21 protein-coding genes and 1 tRNA gene are annotated in these 20548 nt (G+C 68.1%); 12 read left to right on the top strand and 10 right to left on the bottom strand.

What is annotated here, in order from left to right; all coding sequences use genetic code 11:
• Positions 1 to 95: 95 nt before the first annotated feature.
• Positions 96 to 1253, bottom strand: a complete 1158-nt coding sequence (locus tag GT355_RS05005; protein ID WP_160133599.1) for a M24 family metallopeptidase — start codon at positions 1251 to 1253, stop codon at positions 96 to 98.
• Between the two features lie 63 nt (positions 1254 to 1316).
• Positions 1317 to 1463, bottom strand: coding sequence for a hypothetical protein (locus tag GT355_RS17960; RefSeq protein WP_169316560.1), 147 nt, complete (start codon positions 1461 to 1463; stop codon positions 1317 to 1319).
• Positions 1464 to 1549: 86 nt separating this feature from the next.
• Between GT355_RS17960 and aroA the strand changes: the two genes are divergently transcribed.
• From aroA to aroC, 3 genes are all read left to right on the top strand, one after another.
• Positions 1550 to 2833, top strand: coding sequence for a 3-phosphoshikimate 1-carboxyvinyltransferase (gene aroA, locus GT355_RS05000; RefSeq protein ID WP_160133598.1), 1284 nt, complete (start codon positions 1550 to 1552; stop codon positions 2831 to 2833).
• Positions 2834 to 2902: 69 nt separating this feature from the next.
• Positions 2903 to 4084, top strand: coding sequence for an iron-containing alcohol dehydrogenase family protein (locus tag GT355_RS04995; protein WP_160133597.1), 1182 nt, complete (start codon positions 2903 to 2905; stop codon positions 4082 to 4084).
• 345 nt (positions 4085 to 4429) lie between these two features.
• Positions 4430 to 5620: a chorismate synthase gene (gene aroC / locus GT355_RS04990; protein ID WP_160133596.1), complete on the top strand. Its 1191-nt coding sequence runs from the start codon at positions 4430 to 4432 to the stop codon at positions 5618 to 5620.
• Positions 5621 to 5623: 3 nt separating this feature from the next.
• Here the strand turns inward: aroC and GT355_RS04985 are convergent, their stop codons facing one another.
• Genes GT355_RS04985 through GT355_RS04975 form a run of 3 tightly spaced genes read right to left on the bottom strand, consistent with a single transcriptional unit; the run spans position 5624 to position 6845 of the window.
• On the bottom strand, positions 5624 to 6166 hold the full coding sequence (locus GT355_RS04985) for a GNAT family N-acetyltransferase (RefSeq protein WP_160133595.1): 543 nt from the start codon (positions 6164 to 6166) through the stop codon (positions 5624 to 5626).
• Between the two features lie 42 nt (positions 6167 to 6208).
• Complete coding sequence (locus tag GT355_RS04980) at positions 6209 to 6406, bottom strand: hypothetical protein (protein WP_240145717.1); 198 nt, start codon at positions 6404 to 6406, stop codon at positions 6209 to 6211.
• Between the two features lies 1 nt (position 6407).
• Positions 6408 to 6845, bottom strand: a complete 438-nt coding sequence (locus GT355_RS04975) for a DUF7344 domain-containing protein (protein ID WP_160133593.1) — start codon at positions 6843 to 6845, stop codon at positions 6408 to 6410.
• A gap of 126 nt (positions 6846 to 6971) precedes the next feature.
• On the opposite strand from GT355_RS04975, the gene GT355_RS04970 reads away from it, so the two are divergent.
• From GT355_RS04970 to GT355_RS04960, 3 genes are all read left to right on the top strand, one after another.
• Positions 6972 to 7709: a hypothetical protein gene (locus GT355_RS04970; RefSeq protein ID WP_160133592.1), complete on the top strand. Its 738-nt coding sequence runs from the start codon at positions 6972 to 6974 to the stop codon at positions 7707 to 7709.
• A gap of 26 nt (positions 7710 to 7735) precedes the next feature.
• Positions 7736 to 7818: transfer RNA gene (locus GT355_RS04965), tRNA-Ser, on the top strand.
• A 93-nt stretch (positions 7819 to 7911) separates the two neighbouring features.
• Positions 7912 to 9018, top strand: a complete 1107-nt coding sequence (locus GT355_RS04960; protein ID WP_160133591.1) for a hypothetical protein — start codon at positions 7912 to 7914, stop codon at positions 9016 to 9018.
• 21 nt (positions 9019 to 9039) lie between these two features.
• Here GT355_RS04960 and GT355_RS04955 read toward each other — a convergent pair whose 3' ends face one another.
• Both GT355_RS04955 and GT355_RS04950 read right to left on the bottom strand, forming a co-directional pair.
• Entirely contained in the window at positions 9040 to 10164 is a 1125-nt protein-coding gene (locus tag GT355_RS04955; RefSeq protein WP_160133590.1) for a methyltransferase, read from the bottom strand.
• A 491-nt stretch (positions 10165 to 10655) separates the two neighbouring features.
• On the bottom strand, positions 10656 to 10835 hold the full coding sequence (locus GT355_RS04950) for a hypothetical protein (protein ID WP_240145716.1): 180 nt from the start codon (positions 10833 to 10835) through the stop codon (positions 10656 to 10658).
• A 60-nt stretch (positions 10836 to 10895) separates the two neighbouring features.
• Between GT355_RS04950 and GT355_RS04945 the strand changes: the two genes are divergently transcribed.
• Together GT355_RS04945 and GT355_RS04940 are read left to right on the top strand one after the other, a co-directional pair.
• Positions 10896 to 11219, top strand: a complete 324-nt coding sequence (locus GT355_RS04945) for a DUF5785 family protein (protein WP_160133589.1) — start codon at positions 10896 to 10898, stop codon at positions 11217 to 11219.
• Between the two features lie 48 nt (positions 11220 to 11267).
• Positions 11268 to 12704, top strand: a complete 1437-nt coding sequence (locus tag GT355_RS04940) for a hypothetical protein (protein ID WP_160133588.1) — start codon at positions 11268 to 11270, stop codon at positions 12702 to 12704.
• A gap of 360 nt (positions 12705 to 13064) precedes the next feature.
• On the opposite strand, the gene GT355_RS04935 is transcribed toward GT355_RS04940, so the two are convergent.
• The 3 genes from GT355_RS04935 to GT355_RS04925 are packed head-to-tail and all read right to left on the bottom strand — an operon-like array spanning position 13065 to position 15654.
• Complete coding sequence (locus tag GT355_RS04935; RefSeq protein ID WP_160133587.1) at positions 13065 to 14090, bottom strand: lysylphosphatidylglycerol synthase transmembrane domain-containing protein; 1026 nt, start codon at positions 14088 to 14090, stop codon at positions 13065 to 13067.
• Positions 14087 to 14734 carry a PHP domain-containing protein gene (locus GT355_RS04930; RefSeq protein WP_160133586.1) on the bottom strand — a complete coding sequence of 216 codons (648 nt, stop codon included), beginning with the start codon at positions 14732 to 14734 and terminating at the stop codon, positions 14087 to 14089. The genes GT355_RS04935 and GT355_RS04930 overlap by 4 nt, the downstream gene beginning before the upstream one ends.
• Entirely contained in the window at positions 14734 to 15654 is a 921-nt protein-coding gene (locus GT355_RS04925) for a UbiA prenyltransferase family protein (RefSeq protein ID WP_160133585.1), read from the bottom strand. The genes GT355_RS04930 and GT355_RS04925 overlap by 1 nt, the downstream gene beginning before the upstream one ends.
• Before the next feature lie 168 nt (positions 15655 to 15822).
• Between GT355_RS04925 and GT355_RS04920 the strand changes: the two genes are divergently transcribed.
• The 4 genes from GT355_RS04920 (at position 15823) to GT355_RS04905 (ending at position 20545) form a co-directional block, all read left to right on the top strand.
• The gene (locus tag GT355_RS04920; protein WP_160133584.1) at positions 15823 to 16917 is read left to right on the top strand and encodes an NAD-dependent epimerase/dehydratase family protein; all 1095 of its coding nucleotides are present in this window, start codon (positions 15823 to 15825) and stop codon (positions 16915 to 16917) included.
• Between the two features lie 22 nt (positions 16918 to 16939).
• On the top strand, positions 16940 to 18196 hold the full coding sequence (locus tag GT355_RS04915; protein WP_160133583.1) for a hypothetical protein: 1257 nt from the start codon (positions 16940 to 16942) through the stop codon (positions 18194 to 18196).
• A gap of 54 nt (positions 18197 to 18250) precedes the next feature.
• Positions 18251 to 19015, top strand: coding sequence for a GTP cyclohydrolase III (locus GT355_RS04910; RefSeq protein WP_160133582.1), 765 nt, complete (start codon positions 18251 to 18253; stop codon positions 19013 to 19015).
• Between the two features lie 93 nt (positions 19016 to 19108).
• Positions 19109 to 20545 (top strand): ABC transporter substrate-binding protein, encoded by a 1437-nt coding sequence (locus GT355_RS04905; RefSeq protein ID WP_192927960.1) that lies wholly within the window; start codon positions 19109 to 19111, stop codon positions 20543 to 20545.
• Positions 20546 to 20548 lie beyond the last annotated feature (3 nt).

The following is a 20548-nucleotide window of genomic DNA, read 5'->3' as shown; positions in this document are numbered from 1 at the left end:
GAGACGACGGATCCGCCGGATCGAGAACGGACGAGGGACCGAGAACGAACGACGGACCGACCACGGTCTCTCCCGGTGACTGGTCCCAGGGCGAACTACTCGACTCGAAGTGATTTCGGGTACTCGGCGACGTTCTCACAGCCGTCCTCGGTGACGACCACGAAGTCCTCGATCCGGACCCCGCCGACGTCGGGGTCGTAGAGCCCCGGTTCGACGGTGACGACGTTGCCGGGTTCGAGTTCCCCGCCGTTGAAGCTCAGGCTCGGTAGCTCGTGGACCGCGAGCCCGATGCCGTGACCGGTCCCGTGGATGTAGCCCGTCTCGGTTTCGGGGTCCGCGCGGAGGGTCGGCTCGCCGGCGTCCTCGTAGACGTCACAGACCGCGTCGTGGACCGCTGCGCCCGTCGCGCCGGGTTCGATCGCGTCCATCGCGGCGTCGAACGCGTCCTCGGTGAGGTCGTACCACGCCTCGATCGTCTCGCTGGGCTCGCCCTTCACGAACGTCCGGGTCATGTCGGCGTGGTAGCCAGTTTCGCCGCTCCCCGGGAAGATGTCGATGATGATCGACTCGTCGGCGGCGAGCGGGCCGCTCCCGCGGTTGTGGGGGTCGGCGGCACCGCTGCCGCAGGCCACGATCGACTCCCCGGAGGAGAACCCGTTCTCGAGGAACGTCGTCTCGATAGCGGTCTTGACCCGCTCCGAGGTGAGTGGTTCGCCGTCGAGCACGAGGATGCCGTCCTCCACGTCGGCCTCGCGAAGGAGTTCCTCGGCGGCGGCCATCCCCCGTTCGTTGACGCGCTGGGCCTCCCTGATGTGGTCGACCTCCTCGTCGGTCTTCACGGCCCGGATGTCGGTGAGGACGCTTCCCTCTTCGGCCGTCACCGCGATCCCTTCTTCGCGGAGGCCGTCGGCGGTCCCGACCGGGAACCGGGGCGGGACGAGCACCGAGGCGACGTCGTGGTCGTCGAGGAACGCCGCGAGAACGACGTGGCCCGCCTCGCGGCTCCCCGCGCCGTCGGTGTAGTCGGCGTGGCGCGAGACCGTCCCCGCCCGGCTCTCGCCCTTCGCACGACCGTATTCGAGCGCCGAGACGAGGAGGTGGGTCTCGCCGTCGTAGAGCGTCACGAACGGGTCGGGGGCGGTGAACCCCGAGAGGTAGCGCTGGTCGGGGTCGTCGGAGTCGGCGTTGAGAAGGTAGCCGTCGGCGTCGGCATCGTCGAGCGCCGTATCGAGCGCCGAAAGGTCGAGATCCATGCGACCGGTTCCGGGGCTCCGACCAAAACGATGCTGTTTCGGCCACCGGCGGCCCCCTCGCCGTCAGGTCGAGAGGTTGGGTTCGGTCATGGGTTCGATGCGCGAGTCGTGGCCGGTCTCGTTGTCGTGGGCCTCGGCGCGCGATTCCGCGCCGATCCGCGACGGGTGAAACCCGACGTCGCCACACGTTTCGCAGGTGATCTTGTACATCCTCGATCCATGTTCCATCACGGACTATCATTAATGTTGTGGCCGACGGTCGCCACGCTGATACTACCCCCAGTCGTCGAGCGGGCATGGACGCAGAGATCGCGCCGTCGTCGGTCGCCGGCCGGGTCACCGCCCCGCCGTCGAAGAGCTACACCCATCGGGCCATCCTCGCCGCGGGTTACGGCGAGGGCGAGACCAGAGTCGAAGCGCCGCTCGTGAGCGCCGACACGCGGGCGACCGCACGCGCGGTGCGCGCCTTCGGCGGGGAGGTCGACCTCGCCGACGACGCGTTCGTCGTCCGGGGGTTCGGCTACCCCGCAGTCCCCGAGGACGTCATCGACTGCGGCAACTCCGGCACCACGATGCGGCTCGTGACCGGGACGGCGGCGCTCGCCGAGGGCCTCACCGTCCTCACCGGCGACGGATCGCTCCGATCGCGCCCCCACGGCCCGCTGCTCGACGCCATCGAGGACCTCGACGGGCGCGCCGAGAGCACCCGGGCCAACGGACGAGCGCCGCTCGTGGTCGGCGGTCCCGTCGCGGGCGAGCGGGTCTCGATCCCCGGCGACGTCTCCTCGCAGTTCGTCACCGCGCTCCTGATGGCGGGCGCGCGCACCGAGTCGGGACTCGCTATCGACCTCGAAACCGAGCTCAAGTCCGCGCCCTACGTCGAGATAACCCGCGAGCTGCTCGCTGATTTCGACGTGGAGACCGAGCGAACGGACGCGGGATTCGCCGTCTCGGGTGCACAGTCCTACGATTCGGGTGGGAGCTACCGCGTCCCGGGTGACTTCTCGTCGACCTCCTATCTCCTCGCGGCGGGCGCGCTCGCCGCCGACGAGGGGCTCGACGTGGCGGGCGCGTACCCGAGCGCTCAGGGCGACACCGCCATCGTCGACCACCTCGAACGAATGGGCGCGGCGCTCTCGTGGGACCGCGATTCTGGAACCATTTCGGTCGAGCGAAGCGACCTCCAGGGCATCGAGGTCGACGTCGGCGACACCCCCGACCTCCTGCCGACGCTCGCGACCCTCGGGGCCGCCGCCGAGGGTGAGACGCGGATCGTGAACGCCGAGCACGTCCGATACAAGGAGACCGACCGTGTGAGCGCGATGGCGGAGGAACTCGAGAAGATGGGCGCGGCGGTCACCGAACGGCAGGATTCGCTCACGATCCACGGCGGCGACTCGACCCTGCACGGCGCGCGGGTCGACGGTCGTGGCGACCACCGTATCGTGATGGCGCTCGCGGTCGCGGGCCTGGTCTCCGAGGGCACGACGACCGTCACGGGGGCCGAACACGTCGACGTCTCGTTCCCCGATTTCTTCGACTTGCTTCGCGGGGCCGGTGCCGATGTGGACCTCGACTGAGTTCGTTCACCCAGAGCGTTCAGCACACCCAGAAGAATCGTTATCCGACGGCCGGCCGTGGTGGGTGACATGAATCCCATCGATCCCTTCGAGTACGACAACGCCGCCGGCCGGATCGCGTTCGGTCGTGGGACGGCGGCCGACCTCGGGGACCTCGTGCGCGACGCGGGCGGCGAGCGCGCACTCGTGGTCTGTGGCGAACACGTCGGCGCGAATCGCGAGCTGATGGACCCAGTGGAAGATGGGCTCGGCGAGCGGTACGCGGGGACCTTCGACGGGACGACGCCCGACAAATCGGCCGCGGGCGCGTTCGGTGGGGTCGCCGCGATGGACGAGCTCGACGCGGACGCGCTCGTCGCGGTCGGTGGCGGGAGTTCGATCGACCTCGCGCGGGCGATGCGGGCGATCGAGGCCGGCGACCGGGATAGGGACGACCTTCGTGAGCACGCCGCCGAGACGGGTGGACTGCCGATTCCCGATGGCGACCTCACGAGGCTCGTCGCGGTTCCGACGACGCTCGCGGGGGCCGACCTCTCGGCCGGCGGCTCGGTGACGTTCGACGGCGAGGACGGCGACATCGTCGCCGGGTTCAGCGACCCCGCGTTGATGCCCGACGCGTTGGTCTACGACCCGGAGCTGTTCGAGACGACGCCCGAGGGAGTGCTGTTCGGCTCGGCGATGAACGGGTTCGACAAGGGGCTCGAACTGCCCTACGCCCGGCACGCCAGCCCGCTGACCGACGCGACCGCGCTACGTGGATTGGAACTCATGGCCGACGCGTTGCCCGAACTTCCCGCGCCCGAGGCGATGGACGCCGCCGTCGCGGGGGTCGTGCTCGTCCAGTACGGTCAGGGGAATCGCGGGCCGGGCTTGCTGTCCGCGATCCACGCCTTCGGTCACGGGCTGCGCGAGGAGGGCGTCCAGCAGGGGATCGCCCACGCCGTGCTGGCCCCGCCGGTGCTCGAACTCCTCTTCTCCGAAGTCGACGGTCGCCGCGACGCCCTCGCGGACGCGCTCGATGTGAGCGCCGAGGGCTCGGACGCCACGGCCGCGGCGGTCGTCGAGCGCGTCGCCGAGGTGCGGGACTCGATGGACCTCCCGACGAAGCTCCGCGACCTCGACGCGGTCGAGCGCGACGCGCTCCCGGGTGTCGCCGAGTACATCTACGACGACGCGACGCTCGACAACGGGCCCGAGGGGTTCGAGCCGACCGTCGAGGAGATCGAGGGGACCCTCGAAGACGCATGGTGAGCAGGGATCGGGTCGGTCGAATCGGCATCGACACGGGCCACAGTGCGGTCGGCGCGCGGCAGCGGTCGGCGTGAGTAACCACGAACGCCGACCGCGGACGCCGTGCGAGGGATGAACGGAGCGAGTGAAGCGAGCGGAGTGAATCGGCTGGGGAGGCGTGTGGGCGGAGCGGTCGCGGGGCGGTTTCTCGTTTGTATCGGGATTTGTGGTAACAGCGAGTTCGAGAACGGAAATCAGACGAGACACCGTGCTGGCACTCCACATCGTCGTGAGCCGCTTGTTCGTTCCGAGCGCAACCGCTGCACGGACTGGAAGGTTCAAATCCCTCGCCACCGACGCTCGACCATGAACGGCAACGAGTTCGGACGGCTCTTTCGGGTCACGACGTTCGGCGAGAGCCACGGTCAGGCGATGGGGGTCACGGTATCGGGCTGTCCGGCGGGACTGGAACTCGACGAGGACGACATCCAAATCGAACTCGACCGGCGCAAACCCGGCCAGTCACAGATCACGACCAGCCGCGGCGAACCCGACGCGGTGTCGATCAAGAGCGGGCTGCAAGACGGCTACACGACCGGCACGCCGATCGGGATGGTGATCCAGAACAAGGACGCCCGCTCGGGCAAGTACGAGCCGTTCATCACGGCTCCGCGGCCCTCCCACGGCGACTTCACCTACTCCGCGAAGTTCGGCACGCGGAACTGGGGCGGCGGGGGGCGCTCGTCGGCCCGCGAGACCGCGAACTGGGTCGCCGCGGGCGCGGTCGCCCGAAAGATCCTCGCGAGCGAGGGGATCGAGATCCGCGCGCACGTCAACCAGATCGGCGACATCGAGGCTCCCGAGGTGAGCTTCGAGGATATCCGCGAGCACGCCGAGGAGAACCCCGTCCGGTGTGCCCACCCCGAGACGGCCGAACGGATGCGCGAGGCGATCGACGACTACCAGCGCGAGGGCGACTCGATCGGCGGGTCGATCTACTTCGAGATCCGGGGCGCGCCGCGCGGCCTCGGTGCCCCCCGATTCGACTCGATCCCCGCACGTCTCGGTCAGGCCATGCTGAGCGTCCCCGCGACGACTGGCTTCGAGTTCGGGCTGGGGCGGGAGGCGCGGCGTTACCGGGGCAGCGAACGCAACGAGGACTGGGAGTTCGACGAGAACGGGGATCCAATCCCGACCGGCAACGACCACGGCGGCATCCAGGGCGGGATCACGACCGGCCAGCCGATCCGTGGGGAGGTCACGCTCCACGCGCCGACCTCGATCCCGAAAAAGCAGACCACCGTCGACTGGGAGACGGGCGAGGAGAAGGAGGCCCAGGTCATCGGTCGCCACGACCCCGTGCTCCCACCGCGCGGCGTCCCGGTGGTGGAGGCGATGGCGGCGCTCACGATGGTCGACTTCATGCTCCTCGGTGGGCGGGTCAATCCGGACCGGCTCGACGGCGACCTCGGCGAGTACGACACCGACTACCACCCGTCGAGCCCGGAGAACGACCCGGAAGACGCGGCGACGAGCACCGAACCGACGGACGACTGATCGCTACGAAGACGCTCGGACGAACTCGTTGGCGAGCAGACCCCAGAGCGTGATGTCCTTGTACTCGCCTTCTTTGTAGTAGGCGTCGCGCTTCGTGCCCTCGTGGACGAAGCCCAATTTTTCGAGCACGCGCTTGCTCGCGGGGTTGTCGGCCTGCACCGTGGCCTCGACACGGCGGGCGTTGAGCTCGTCGAAAGCGTACGCGACGAGCAGCCGAGCGGCCTCGCTGGCGTACCCGTTGCCTTGGTACTCGGGGAGGACGTAGTAGCCTACAGCCGTGGTCCGTGAACGTCCGTCCACCGTGTGGATGGTTCCCCAGCCCACCGTCTCGTTCTCGGCCCGGATCGCGCAGAGCGCGTGGTCCTCGTCGCCGGTCTGGAGTTCCTGAACCCGATCGCTCGCGTGGCCGTCGGTGAGTCCACGGCCGTACGACCCGGTGGCGCGCATCGTGGGTTCGTTGCGTGACCGACGGTAGGCCGCGACGTGGGCGTCGTCGGCAGGATCGAGTGGAACCAGGTCGACCGCGTCACCCGGGAGAAACGTCATATCGTCGCTTCACTCCGGAGCAACGAAAACGTACCCGTCGGGCTACCAGTAGGGGTTCGAGCGCCGCCGCGCTGAGCCCGCACCGACGGCGCACGTCCCGGCGAGCGCGAGGAGCGCCATCGCGAGGGTCACGACCGTCGCGAGGCCGAGCCCGGTGAGCACGAGGCTGACGAGCGTAGCGAGGAGCACGACGGCGGTGAGAAAGAGGACGACGACGGCGAGCGGTTGTGAGGGATGCATCTCAGACGCCATCGGGGTCGCAGGCGCGGTCGATGCTCTCGACGAGGGCCGCGAGTTCGTCGACACACTCGCCGTGGGCCACCATCCCCGAGCGGTCGTTCCAGGCGACCACGTTCGCGGCGTCGAGCTTCGGGAGGTGGTTCTGGAGGAGCGAGACGTAGACCGTCTTTCGCTGTTCGGCCGAGACCGTCGCGGGCGGGATGTCGTGTTCCTCGCCCGCGATCGTTCGTGCGAGGTCGCCCATCCCGACGCCCTCCTCGGTGTCGAGCGCTGCGACGTGTTCGATGACCGCCCGGCGGCGGGCGTTGCTGATGAGTTCACAGACGGTCCCGGTCGAGAGCGGTATCGACCCTCCGGAGTGCTCGACGTCGTCGGCCGTCCCACCGACGACCCACCCGGGCGCTCCCGAGGACGACCCGGCCGCGTTGTCGGAGACCATTGTCGTTGCTTGGATCACTCCGTCGCTGCAAATAAGACTCGCGGTCCGACGAACGCACCGCCGGCCCCCAGGCGGCTCCCGCGCCCGACCCACGTCGTTCAAGACGGCCGCGCACCGACCCCTCCCATGACCACCGTCGCCGTGCTCTGTGACCCGCCGCGGACGGGCGTGCTCCCCGGTCTCGACCCGTCGCCGCTCTCGGCCGAGGACCATGTAGCGCTCTACGGGGCGATGTGCGCCGACACCGTTCGTGCGGTCGAGGAGAGCGCAGCCGACCTCATCGTCAACTACCGGGCCGAGGGCGAGGACCCTCCGGAGGACCTCCAAACGGTCGTGACGGATGCGCTCGACGACCCGGACGCGGCGCGATTCGAGCCACAGGTCGGGTCGACGTTCTCGGGACGCGTCGGGAACACCCTCACACACCTGCTCGAAACCGAGGAGGAGACCTCCGTGATCGCCATCGAACCGACCGCGCCGTTCCTCGCCCGCGGCGATGTCGACGGGCTGGCGATGAAGCTCCGCCGGAACGACGTAGTTCTCGGACCCGCACCCAACGGTCGGGTCTACGCCGCGGCGTTCGGGGCCACTATCGACTTCGCGGACGCCTACACCGCCCCCGCCATCACGACGTTGACCAACCGTGCGCTCGATGCGGGGCTCGACGTCGATTACGCACCGATGCTGCCAGTACTGGAGACGCCCGCCGACCTCGCGGGCGCGCTGGGGCTCATCGAAGCCCGCGAACGCGCTGGACGGCGGGTTCCCGAGCACACCGCGGCGTGTCTCTCGGGTCTCGGTATCGGGATTGAGGAGGACGGGAACGAACTCACGGTCTCGAAAGCGGACACCGACAGGCCTTAGACACGCGCGGCGGTAGTCGGGGTCGCGGTGGGGTGGCAGAGTGGACAATTGCGCCTGTCTTGAAAACAGGTGGCCTATGGCCTCATGGGTTCGAATCCCATCCCCACCGCATTCTCGTGAACACGGACGACGAGTGTCGGTAACCGACGAGCGACGGTCTCCAAAATAGTTAAGCCGAACCGATCCGCAATTTGAGAAGTCGATGCCCGCTCGTTCCCGGTCCCTCCTCGTAGTTGCTCTCGTTCTCTCCCTCACCGTCGTGGGCGCGACCGCGGCGAGCCCACCGCCGGAACCGTTGTGTGGCGTCTGTGGCGACTCACTCACCGAGTCGGCGGCCGATCACGGCGTCGGTCTCTCGACCGGGGCGAGTCAGCTCTCGATACAGGTCGCCGAGAACGGTTCCGCGCGCTGGCACACCCGTGTCGAACTCCGCTCGGGTGCGGACGCCCTTCGGGAGAACGACCAGCGCAGACGGAGCATCGTTCGGGACTCGGTGGATCGCTCGGCCATGGACGGACCGGACGTTCGAAGCACCGTTGACAACGACACGCTCGTCGTGACCTATCGCGACTCCGACTTCGCCCGTCGCTCGGCGGGGGCTGTCGTCGTCGGTTCGCTCACCAGTCCGTATCTCACTGCCCGGGTCGATACCATCGTGGTCCACGCTCCGCCGGGCTACCGTCCCGCGAACCGACCGACTGGCATCGCCACGACGAACGATTCGGCGGTGGTCTGGAGCGGCGGACCCGATGAGGTCGGTTTCGAACCCACCTATCTGGCGTTCGTACCGACGGACACGCTCGTTCCGAGTCTCGTAGGGCTGTTCGCCACCGCGCTCGCTGTCGGTCCGGAGCTCGCTACGGAATCCCTGTCGATAGTGTTCTTCACGATGCTCGTACTCGGTGGGGCCGCTGGATTCCTGACACGTCGACTGGACGGGGCAGCGCAACACAACGAGCGAGTCTCCCTCGTCGTGGCGCTGGGTGCGGTGGTCGCATTTCTCGCGGTCGTGTTCGCCGGTCGAACCCTCACCGACGGGTCCCGGATGGCTCTATCACTGTTCGTACCGACCGCGCTGTTCTTCGGGCTTGGATATCACGCTCGGCGGGACCGCCGAGCGTGGGGGTTCGTCGTCGCACTCACCGCCGCCCCGTTCCTCGGGGTGTTCGCGATGGCGTTCTTCAGGACGGCGGGACCCGTGTTCGGCGGTGGATTCACCGACCTCTTCTTCAACATCGGTGGTGTCATCGCCCTCGTGGTCGGTGTCGTCGCGTTCTTCGCGGGACGCACCATCGCCAGGCACGGCTAACGAGAGCGGGGTAGTCCGTCCTCATCCGGTGGCTCGTAGGACGACGTGTTCGTCACCCGTCCGCAGCGCCTCCACCGTCTCGAACCCCGAGAGATGCGCTCGAAGGTCGAGGTCGCGATGGTGGACCAGAACGAACTCACCACCGGGCGCGAGCACCTCACGAGCACCCGCGAAGAGGTCCGCGAGCACCCCACGACCGGCGTGAGTCGGTGGGTTGCAGAGGACGCGGTCGAACGGGCCATCGACGCCGTCGGTACAGTCGGCGGTCACGATGGACCCCGTCACGCCGGACGCGTCGAGTGTGCGCTCGGCACAGCACGTCGCGACGCAGTCGTCGTCGGTGAGCCAAACCTCGCAGTCGGCGACACGGGCGGTGTAAGTTCCGATAGCGCCGGAGCCACAACAGAGGTCGAGAACCCGCTCGCCGTTCTCCACGGTCGCAGCTTCGAGGAGTAACCGGGTTCCGTCGTCGAGCCCGGTGGCCGAGAACACCCCGGGAAGGGTGACGAGCGACAGTTCGGTGCCGTCAACCGCCGTGTGGATCGTTCGCGGCGAAACGAGCTGTGGCGGGTCGAACACCGGCGGACGGCTGGCACGGAGCACCACGAAGCCGTCGCGCTCGGTGACCCGTTCGACGCCGGCCACGAGGTCGCGAAGGCAGGCTCGATAGCGCGTGAGCCCGGTGTGTTTCGCCGCCACGAGGGAGAGCGAACCACCGGGACGGAGAACGGCGAGACCGTTCGCGATGCGCTGGCGGCCCATCGAGAGCGGTGTGTAGGGCTTCGGCGCGTACGCCACCGTGTCGAATCGCTCGTCGAGGGTTCGCGGGTCGGCAGTGAGCGCGGTCGTCGCGTCGACACTGTTCGCGCTCGCGTTTCGCCCACAGAGACGCGCGGCACGGGCGCTCGATTCGGTCATGTGGACTGAATCCGCTCGGCCGGCGAGCACGCAACCGACGACCCCGTAGGTGGCTTCGAGACAGCAACAGTCCCCGAGGGTCGAATCCCAGAGCGCGTCGAGAAGCAGGAGTTCGGCTGTGCGAAACGAGCGCTTCGAGTGAACGCCGTCCGCGGTACGGAACCGATAGACGGGTCGTGCGGCCGAAACCCGTGATTCGAGTTCGAGAACGCGAGTATCGTCGCTCATCCCCGCCACCCCCGCGACCCGAGCACGAACCCGGCACCGGGTGGATCGACCGGCCACTCACTCGAAACCGGATCAGATACCGAGTCGCGGAAGCGGTGGCAGTGGCGGTGGTGGTATCGTTGACGATGGCCGAGGCGATGCTGTCGGGGGCGGTAGGATCGGGCTCGCGGCGTGTTCGGCATTGGCGTGGATGCTGGGGGTCATGGTGGTCGGAGGACGGGACAGCCCACGCGCTGCGCCCATCGAGAGGAACCCGAAAAGTGGTTCACGCACGACTGGCGCGGCGCGCGAACCGAGTGCCGAACAGCGTGTCGCACCGGCAAGCGCGACCGAACACGGTCGGTGCCGGGACTTCCACCGTCGGCGAGCCGGTCGAACCCGTCAGCGAGACGGCTGCGTTACCGAAGGATAACGTTCGACCTGGAGCCCTTGTTCACTTCGGTTCGGACTCGTGGCTCGCGCAGGAAAGCTCCACCGGTCGAACTCCATGTTCAATCGTCGGCCGAGACGAGCCGCTTGTCGACCGTGGAGGTGCCCTCGACGACCAGGGCGACCAGAACGAGCGCGGCGGTGACGACGACGAGCACGGCACACAGGAGGTACTCGACGGTGTAGCCGAAGCGCGTCGCGAGCGGCAGCGCGACCAGCGGGCCGACCGTCCCCTGGCGCACTATCCCGACGATGCGCCGACGGACGGCAATCCTTTTGCGGCGAGCGCGGTAGGAGCAAGTATGGCAGACTGGCCGCACGACCCCGACGGCGAGGAGGGCAGCGAGGGAATGCGCAAGTACGGGCAGGCGATCGTCGCGAAGAAGGTCGACGAGGGGGAGGACTTCCCGCTCGACGTGGGCGCGTTCGTCGACGAACACGGCGACGAACCGATCCGGCTCAACTACGAGCGGGTCGTGAGCCTCGAAGAAGTCTTCGACGGTGTCGAGGACGACGAGATCGGGGACATCCAGACGATGCACCAGCGCGTCGGCGAGTCCATGCGGGCGAACGGGCTCTGGGAGTACGACCCCGAGACGGAGGGCCCCGAATCGGGGTCGGCCTGAGCCGGCGCGGACGGAAGCACCTAAGCGTCGTGGACTGAACGGACGAGTATGGCCGCCGGGACCGACGCCGCACGCCGATCGGACGGACTGCTCTCGGTGCGTGCGGTGCTCGGGCTCGGCTGGGTGACGCTGACCTCGGTCGTCTTCTGTAACCTGGTCATCAAGCTGTTCGACCGCCAACTTCTCGACGCACAGAACGTGCCGATCCCGCGATACTGGCCGATCAGCAAGTTCGCGCTTCGGGTGACGCGCCTCCCGCTGCCCGACGCGGCGGTCTTCGCCGCGCTCGCGCTCGTCGTCTTCGCCGTCGCCGTGGTCGTGCTCCTCCGGACCGACCACCGCACCCTCCTCCCGATAGTCGTCGCCGGCGGGGCGCTGCTCGTGCTCACCACCCTGACCCACGGCGTCGGCCCGGGGATCCTCAGACCGCTCTCGGCCCCCGGCAACTACGAGCGCGCGGCGATCGACATCCTCGATCCTGGGGGCTACTACCTCGCCGCGATCGACGTCGCGGACCCGGTCCGGTTCCTCGAAACCTTCGAAGCCCAGCAGCTCTCGCTACCCCTCCACGCACAGACACACCCTCCGGGTGCGGTGCTCACCTTCTACGTCCTCGATACGATACTCCCCTCGGCGCTCTGGGTCTCGCTCGTCGTCGGTCTCGGTTCGCTCGCGCTCGCCGCCCTCCTGCTCTCACGGCTCCTCCGGACCTACTACCCCGCGTCGGTCGCGAATTACACCACCTTCCTGTTCGTCCTGCTTCCCGCGGTCCAGATCTACACCCTCACCAGCCTCGATGCGATGATCACGGTCGTGATGCTCGCGGCGGTCTACTGCTTCACCAGGGACTCACCCGTCGTCGCCGCCCTCGGCACGCTCGTCTGCGTGTTCGTCGCCTCCACCCAGACCTTCACGTTCGTGTTCATCCTCCCGGTGCTCGGCGTGCTCGCGCTCGCCCGCCGCGAGAAGTGGCTCCCGTTCGCCGTGGTCCTCGTCGGTCTCGTGGCCGCCTACGCCCTCCTCGCGGTTGGCTTCGGCTTCGATTACCTCCACTCGTTCTCGCTGGCGTCCGACCAGCAGAACACCGAGGGGTTCCTGCTGTTCGTCTCGCCGCTCCGCTACCTCTACAGCCGAATCGAGAACGTCGCCGAGATCGCGCTCTTCTTCACCCCCTTCCTCTGCGTGCTCGCGATCCGCGGCGTACGCGTCCTCCGGCGGAGCGCCCGCGCCGGCGGTCGGGTGGACCGCGAGCCCCTGCTCCTGTTCGGCGGCGCGGTGCTCTCGCTCGGTGGCCTCTTCCTCGGGAGCGTCTACCACACCGGCGAGACCGCCCGCGGCGCGCTGTTCGTCTACCCGTTCCTGCTCGTTCCCGTCGCCGCCGCGGTCCGGGCCGCCGACCCCACGACCCGCCGGCGGGCGATCCTCGCGGCCGCCGTGTTCGGCCAGGCGCTCTTCATGCAGCTGATCGGCGACTATTGGTGGTAAAACGCCCCCACCTTTTGCTGCGGTCGCTCACTTCGTTCGCTCCCTGGCAAAATGTGGATCAAAAGCCTGCGTCACCTCCTTCGGAGGTTCCTTGGCCCGCTCGCTCGTTTCACTCGCTCGCGGTGCAACAACTTGCATCTCCGCACCCCACCGTCCCGCGACAGCCACACGCCTCCCCAGCCGACTGCGCTCCTCGTTCGCTCCCGTTAGTCGCTCACTCCGGTGCTCATCCCTCGCACAGTGTCCACGACCGGCCCTCACTATCGTTCGGACCGGTCGCGAGCGCGCGCCAACCGCTCCGACCGTACGAAATGCCTCGGCCGTGCGAAACAGATCGGGTGTCCGCTCCGCGCTATCCGGTCACGCCTCGGGGTTCGGTTCCCCACCCAGGAGCTTGTGAACGGTGAAGACGGCGAACCCGAGGACGGCGGCGTACCAGAGCGTCCCGACCCGGACCACCAGGGTCGCGGCGACGGCGATCGGCTCCGCGACCGAGAACGTGAGCAGGAGCCCGGTCATGCTGGCTTCGGCCGCACCGAGACCGCCCGGGAGGAGGCTCACCGCGCCGATCACCGACCCGAGCGCGAAGACGAACACCGCGGCGAGAACCGAGACCTCGACCCCGAACCCGTCGAGGGTGATCCAGAGCGCGATCCCTTCGAGCGCCCACGCGACGACACTGAGGAGCGTCGCCAGCGCCAGCGGCCGGAATCGGAAGAGGACGTAGGTGCTCTCGTAGAACGTCTCGAACTCGTCGGCGTACTCGCCGACGACCGGCAGGCCTTCGGCCCACGAGAGGAGCCGCAGACAGCCCGCACGCCACTGGAGCAACCCCAGTCCGGCGAGGAAGGCCAGCACGACCGCCGCGAGGATCGCGGGCGAACGGCCGTAGGCCACCACGCCGACCGACGCGAGCACCGCGAGCGAGACCACGTCGGTGATCCGCTCGGCCCCGACGACGGGGGTAGTCTTGCTCGCCGGGACGTCCTCCATGTCGCGCAGGAGCCACGCCTTCCAGACCTCGCCCGCCTTCCCCGGCGTGACGACCATCATCAACCCGCTGAAGAACACCGTGAGGCTCGTCGTCCGGGGTACGTCGATGTCGAGTTCGTCGAGGTAGAGCTCCCACTTCACGAACCGGACGAGATAGCCGACCGTCGTGAGCGCGATCACGACCGCGAACGCCCGCATATCGAACTGTGCGAGCGCGTTCGCGACTTGGTTGGCGTCGCCGAAGGCGAACAGCGCCGCGAACACCACGACCGTGAGCACCGCCGTCACCCAGATCCCGTGCTCGCTCACCACCCGCCGAACACGGCCGGTGAGCCCGTCCGGCTCGCCCGTCGGGTCTCCGCCCGGCCGACCCTCGTCGGGGAGGCCGCTCACGGCGTCGCGCCCCCGATCAGCCGTCGCGCCTGCTGGACCTTCGTGAGAACGTGGCCCGATGCGTACCGACCGCGCCCACGCGGCGTGGTCGAGCCCTCGCGGATCGCGTCCACGAGCGACCCCTCGACCGCCGTGTACGCCCGCCCGACCTCCCGTGGGAAGTGGCCGTCGCTCCCGCCCGTCATCGCCAGTCCGTGGTGGGTCGCGTACGCGCGCGCCTGCCGGTTGAACGATTCCCGAACACACCGCGAGTTCTCGACCTCGACCCCGTCGACGGCCGCCGCGAGGTCGTCGAGGTCGCGGTCGTAGTACTGCCGGAGCGAATCGAACGGGTGCGAGAGCACCGCGAGCCCGCCCTGGTCGTGGATCCGGTCCACGACTGTCAGCGGCTCCGTCTGCGGTGGCGCTTCGGCGACGTCGATCCCCAAGAGGTGCCCCTGTGTCGTGGTGACCTCGACGCCCGGAATCACGTCCAACCCCTCGGGAGCCGCCGCACGAACCCGGTCGACGTTCGCGAGGGTGTCGTGGTCGGTCACCACGATCCCGTCGAGACCCGCGTCCGCCGCGGCCGCAGCCACTTCCTCGGGCGGGGTCGCCGAACACGGCGAGGCGTCGGTGTGAACCTGGAGGTCGTAGCGCTTCATCAGACCACCCCGGCCCCGATCAGCCAGGCCCGGGGGCGGCCGTAGAGCACTATCACCGCGATCAGCCCCCAGAGCGCGAGGTTGAGGATGAACTGACGGTCGATCAGGAGTACCTCCGGCGAGACGCCGGAGTCGGTGGTGTGAACCAGGTGGTGATACCGGAAGACCCCGAAGAAGGCGAACGGGAGCGTGAGCATCATCGCGAGCTTCGCGCCGGTGAAGGTGTAGATGGAGTAGGATATCAGGAGGGTGGAGGTCACGATCCCGAGGAGCTGGTCGAGGGTCTCGGGGGTGTACTCCTCGAGGGTCGCCCGGGTCTCGCCGGGCAGGTCGCTGGCCTCGAACTCGTTGCGGCGCTTGCCGATCGCGAGGAGGAGCGCGGCGAGGAACGTACAGACCACGAGCCAGGGGCTGAGCGCCACGCCGATGGCGACCACGCCCGCCACCGCCCGGAGCACGAACCCGATCGCGATCAGCATCACGTCGACCAGCACGACGTCCTTGAGGTAGAGCGAGTAGAGCACGTTCTGTGCAATGTACGTCAGGACGACGATAAGGAACAGCCGTCCGAGGGCGTACGACAACACGAACCCGCCGACAAGCAGCGCGACCGCGAACGCGCCCGCGGTCGCGACGCTCACCTGGCCGGAGGCGATCGGCCGGTTGCGCTTCGTGGGGTGTTTGCGGTCGGCCTCGACGTCGCTGATGTCGTTGAAGATGTAGGTCGCACCGGCGATCGCACAGAAGGCCAGCACGCCGAGGATGACCTGGCTCCACGCCGCGGGGTTGAACAGCTCCCGCGAGAAGACGATCCCGATGAGGAGGACCGACTGTTTGTACCACTGCCACGGGCGGATCTCGTAGGCGAGACCGACGGCCGTGTCGACGATGCTGCTCCGCTGTGTCTGCGCCTCGCCCATTGCACCCTTCTGCGGGATGGGGTCCCATAAAACGGCCGATCGGTGCGGACCGTTCCGCTTCGTTCCCGGCGTCCGGGACACGTTTCAGCACGTTTTATCGCCAAGCTCCGGCGTCGAAACGCGACCGTATCGGTAGATAGTTCAAACCCCATCGTGAATCACGGGGCAATGCAGGCACAACAGCAAGCGGACGAACGGCTCACCGAGCCCGGAACGCTGCTCGTCACCGGCGGCACCGGATTCCTCGGGCTTCACACCTGCGAATACTTCAAGGAACGCGGCTGGGACGTCGTGGCGCTCGACCTCAAACCCTTCAAACCCGAGGACGAGATCGATGGCGTCGACTTCATCGAGGGCGACGTCCGCGACGAGGAGTCCATCGCCGCCGCGCTCGAGGAGTCGGGCGCGGACTCGGTCGTCCACACCGCCGCGGCGCTCCCGCTCTGGGACGACGAGCGCATCCGCGACACCACTATCAACGGTACTCGTAACGTCCTCTGGGCCGCCAAGGACGCGGGCGTCAACCGTGTGGTCTACATCTCCTCGACCGCGGTCTACGGCACCCACGACCACCACCCGATAACCGAAGAATCCCCGCTCGACGGCGTTGGTCCCTACGGCGAGGCCAAGATCGAGGCCGAGCAGATCTGTCGCGACTTCCGTCGACAGGGCATGTGCGTTCCGATCCTCCGACCGAAGACGTTCATCGGCCCGAAGCGCCTCGGCGTCTTTCAAGTGCTGTTCGACTGGATCGAGTCCGGCGCGAACGTCCCGATGGTCGGCTGGGGCAACAACAAGTACCAGCTGATGCACGTCTACGACCTCGTGCGCGCGATGGAGTTCATGTTCGCGAAGGACGAGGACGAGGTCAACACCACGTTCAACGTGGGTGCCGAGGAGTTCGGCACGATGAAGGAGGACTTCCAGGCCCCGATCGACTACGCGGGCACCGGCAAGCGCACCGTGGGCACCCCGACCCCGCTCACGGTGTTCGCGCTCCGTACGCTCGACAAGCTCAACCTCTCGCCGCTCTACCCCTGGGTCTACGAGACCGCCCACGAGGACTCCTACGTCTCCGTCGAGAAGCTGAAATCGCTCGGTTGGGAACCCCGCTACTCCAACAAGGAGGCGCTCGTCGAGACCTACGAGTGGTACCTCGACAACTACGACGATCCCGAGACCGACGGCACGGGGTTGGACCACCGGGTCGCCTGGGACCAGGGCGCGCTCACGCTGGTGAAGGGCGTCTTCAAACGCATCTAACGCCGCTCGTGGCGCGTCACCGATGAGCTCCAACCCGATCGCCGACGCGTGGCGCGATCACGAACTCCCCGCCGCCATCCTCACGAGCACGCTGCTCGTCGGGCTCGTGGTGGCCGGCGCGTCGTTGTTCGTCGATCCGCTTCTCGTCGTGCGAGCCGGCGACGCGCCGAAGTACTTCCAGATCGCACGCGCTCCGTTCGACGCGGCGGACGTGCCCTCCGCACCGTTCCGCTATCGCGTGGTGACGCCGGTCCTCGCGTGGCTGCTCCCGACCTCCCGACTCGTCGGGTTCGCGGTCGTCAACGTCTCCGCGCTGGCCGCGAGCGGGGTCGTCGTCTACTCCTACCTCCGCGACCTCGGGTTCGGGGTTCGACGGGCGGGCTTCGGCCTCGCGCTGTTCGTGGTCTCGCCCGCGGTCGCCTACCTCTCGACCAACCTCGTGCTGGTCGACGGCGTGACGATGTTCATGCTGGCCTGCGTGTTCTGGGCGGCCTATCGGGATCGACTGGTGGTCTTCGCCCTCCTCCTCGCGCTCGGCGTCGCCACCAAGGAGAGCGTGCTGTTCGCCCTCCCGATCTACGGGCTCTACTGCCTCCAACGACGGGGGATTCGTGGTGTGGTCCGCCCCGTCGCCGCGGCGATACCCGCCGGCGTGATGTACCTCGGCTTGCGGGTGTTCTACGGCTTCTCGGGCGACACCCTGAGCGCGATCGTCGCTCGCGGGGTCGGCGCGCAGCTCGACAAGTTCGCGATGAGCGTCTTCTACATCCCCTACGAGGTCTACAGCGCCTTCGGCACGCTCTGGGTGCTCGCGGCGCTGTGGGGGCTCCTCACGCTGCCGAAAGTCGTTCGCGAGCGGTCCGTGGACCGCCGAACCGCGTTCCTCGCCGCCGGCATCGCCGTCGTGCCGCTCGCGTTCCTTCAGCCCCTCATCGCGCGCAACATCACCCGGGTGCTGTTCATCGCCTTCCCGGTCGTGATCCCGACCGCGCTGCTCGCCATCGACCACCTCTCGCGCCGGCTGCGGCTCGCGTTCTGTGGCTTCGCGGCGCTGGCGGGGCTCGCAGGCGTCGGGGGCGCGCTCGTGGTGCTTCCCTCGCTCGCCGGCAGCGTCGAGTCGGTGTCGCTCCCCGCCATCCAGTACCTCGCGCTCGTCGGCGCGGCGAACGAACTCGTCGTGATCCTCGCGGTGGTGTTCGCCGGTGGATCGGACGATGCTGGAGTCGGAAAGCCGTCCGTCCCGCCATCGGGAACCGAGTCCCGTTCGGAAAGCGACTGAGCCGGGTCTCGATATCCAAAGACGCATACTGGCGGCTTTCGTACCTCGACCACCGTGACGAACACGCAGGTAACGCTCATCCAGATCGACAACTACGGGCCCTGGACCGTCACCCCCGAACCGCGTCGCGAAGTCGACCTCCAGACGCTCCAGTCGCGCCTCTACGCCGACCTCTCGCAGCTGTTCGGCAACCGCGACGGCTACGTCTTCTTCTCGCGGTTCGACAACATGATCGCGGTCACCAACGGTATCGGGATGGACGCCCACGCGCTGGTCCAGGAGTCGGTGGCGAACCGGTATCCCGTGACGTTGAGCCTGAGCGTCGCGACCGGCGACACCCCCGCCGCGGCGCTCGACACGGCGAGCACCCAGTTACAGGACGCGGGCAGCGCCCAGGCGAAGGACCGACGGGAGATCCTCCGTGGTGAACCGCTGGCCGAGGACCGTCGGACGACCGAGGACCTCCAGGTCGCCCACTTCGACGTCAACGACGCGACCGAGAAGTACACCGACCGGATCGGGGCCTTCGACACCTTCATCCACATCGAGCAGGGCTACGCCGAACTCATGCGCTACCTCCGCGAGGCCCACGACTCGCTCGCCTTCTTCGTCGGCGGCGACAACATCATCGCGGTCTGTTCGAGCCTCGACGAGACGGCCTACCGCGACGCGATCGCCCACGTCCGCGAGGTGGTCGACGTCGACCTCAAGGTCGGGGTCGGACGGGCGCGGACCGCCCAGCCGGCCGGGATGGCCGCGAAACACGCCCTCGAAGTCTGTCGGCACGACGGTCTCGACGTGGTCTTCGACGAGCCGTAGAACCCACCGACCACGATCCCCGTTGAAACCGGCAGTGGGCGGCCGAAACGATGGGGAAGACTTATCACCTCATCAACGAAGTGTTTCGGTATCATGTCACGTGATCGCAAACGGCGTGAATTTCTCGCGGCTCTCGGCGTGGCCGGTATCGCTGGCGTCGCCGGGTGTGCGAGCGACGACGGCGGGAGTGGAGGCAACGGCACCAGCGGTGGAGGTGGCGGGAGCGGCGGCGAGGGGACCGGTGGTGGCGGCGGTGGCGAAACCAGCGGTGGTGGGTCCGGAACCAGTGGCGGCGGGGGCGGCACGAGCAGCGGAAGCGGTGGCGGTGGGGGTGGAGGCGGGGATCGGTCGATCAAGGTCGGCGTCCTGCTGCCGACGACGGGCGACCTCGCCTCGGTCGGTCAGCCGATCCAGCAGGGGGCGTTGTTGCCGGCCCGCCAGCTGAGTAGCTCGAACCTCGGCTTCACGATCGATACCCAGACCGAGGACACCCAGACCGACCCGCAGGCCGGCATCACCGCGGCGCAGTCGCTGGTCGACGGTGGCTACCCCTCGATAACCGGTGCGGCTTCCTCCGAGACCACGATCCAGGTGGCCCAGGAGGTCGCGATCCCCAACCAGGTCGTGCTGGTCTCGCCGTCGAGCACCTCGCCCGACATCACCGACCTCCAGGACAACGGCTACGTCTATCGAACACCGCCCTCGGACGCACTCCAGGGGCAGGTGCTGGCACAGGTGGCGAACGAACGCGTCGACGCCTCGACGGTGTCGGTGATGTACGTCAACAACTCCTACGGCCAGGCGCTCGCCGACAGCTTCGTCCAAGCCTTCGGGGAGGGGAACGTACCGGCGCAGGTCTCCTTCGAGAAGGCCCAGTCCTCTTACACCTCGAAGCTCCAGCAGGCGATGTCGTCGAGCCCCGACGGCCTCCTCGTGATCGGCTACCCCGAGAGCGGCAACCAGCTCTTCCGGGATTACTACTCGAACTACAGCCGCGACACGACCATCATGGTGACCGACGGGCTGCGCGACCCCGAGCTCCCGGGCAACGTCGGCCAGTCGATGACGAACGTGATCGGCACCGCACCGCTCGCCGCGGGGCCCGCCCAGGAGTTCTTCACGAACGCCTTCCAGGAACAGTACGGCAACGAACCCGGCGTGTTCACCTCGCAGGCCTACGACGCCACCGCGGTCCAGATCCTCGCCAACGCCGCCGCGGGCGAGAACAGCGGTCCGGCGGTCCAGGAGAACGTCGCGGCCGTCGCCAACCCCGGCGGAACGGCCGTCGGCCCCGAGAACCTCGCGGAGGGGGTTCGGATGGCCGCCAACGGCGAGGAGATAAACTACCAGGGCGCATCAAGCAGCGTCAACTTCGACGAGAACGGTGACGTCGAGTCCGTGACCTACGAGATCTTCGCCTACGCCGAGGACGGCAGCGTCGAACAGGAGGACACCGTCGAGTTCAGCGCGGGTGGCGGCGGTGGGAGCGGTGGCGGCGGCAATTCGAGTACGAACGCCACCAGCGGGTAGTCG

It is taken from the genome of Halococcus salsus, assembly GCF_009900715.1.
In the GTDB taxonomy this organism is placed as follows: domain Archaea; phylum Halobacteriota; class Halobacteria; order Halobacteriales; family Halococcaceae; genus Halococcus; species Halococcus salsus.
The sequence above is the reverse complement of the archived record's forward strand: the minus strand, read 5'-3'. Positions and strand labels throughout refer to the sequence as shown.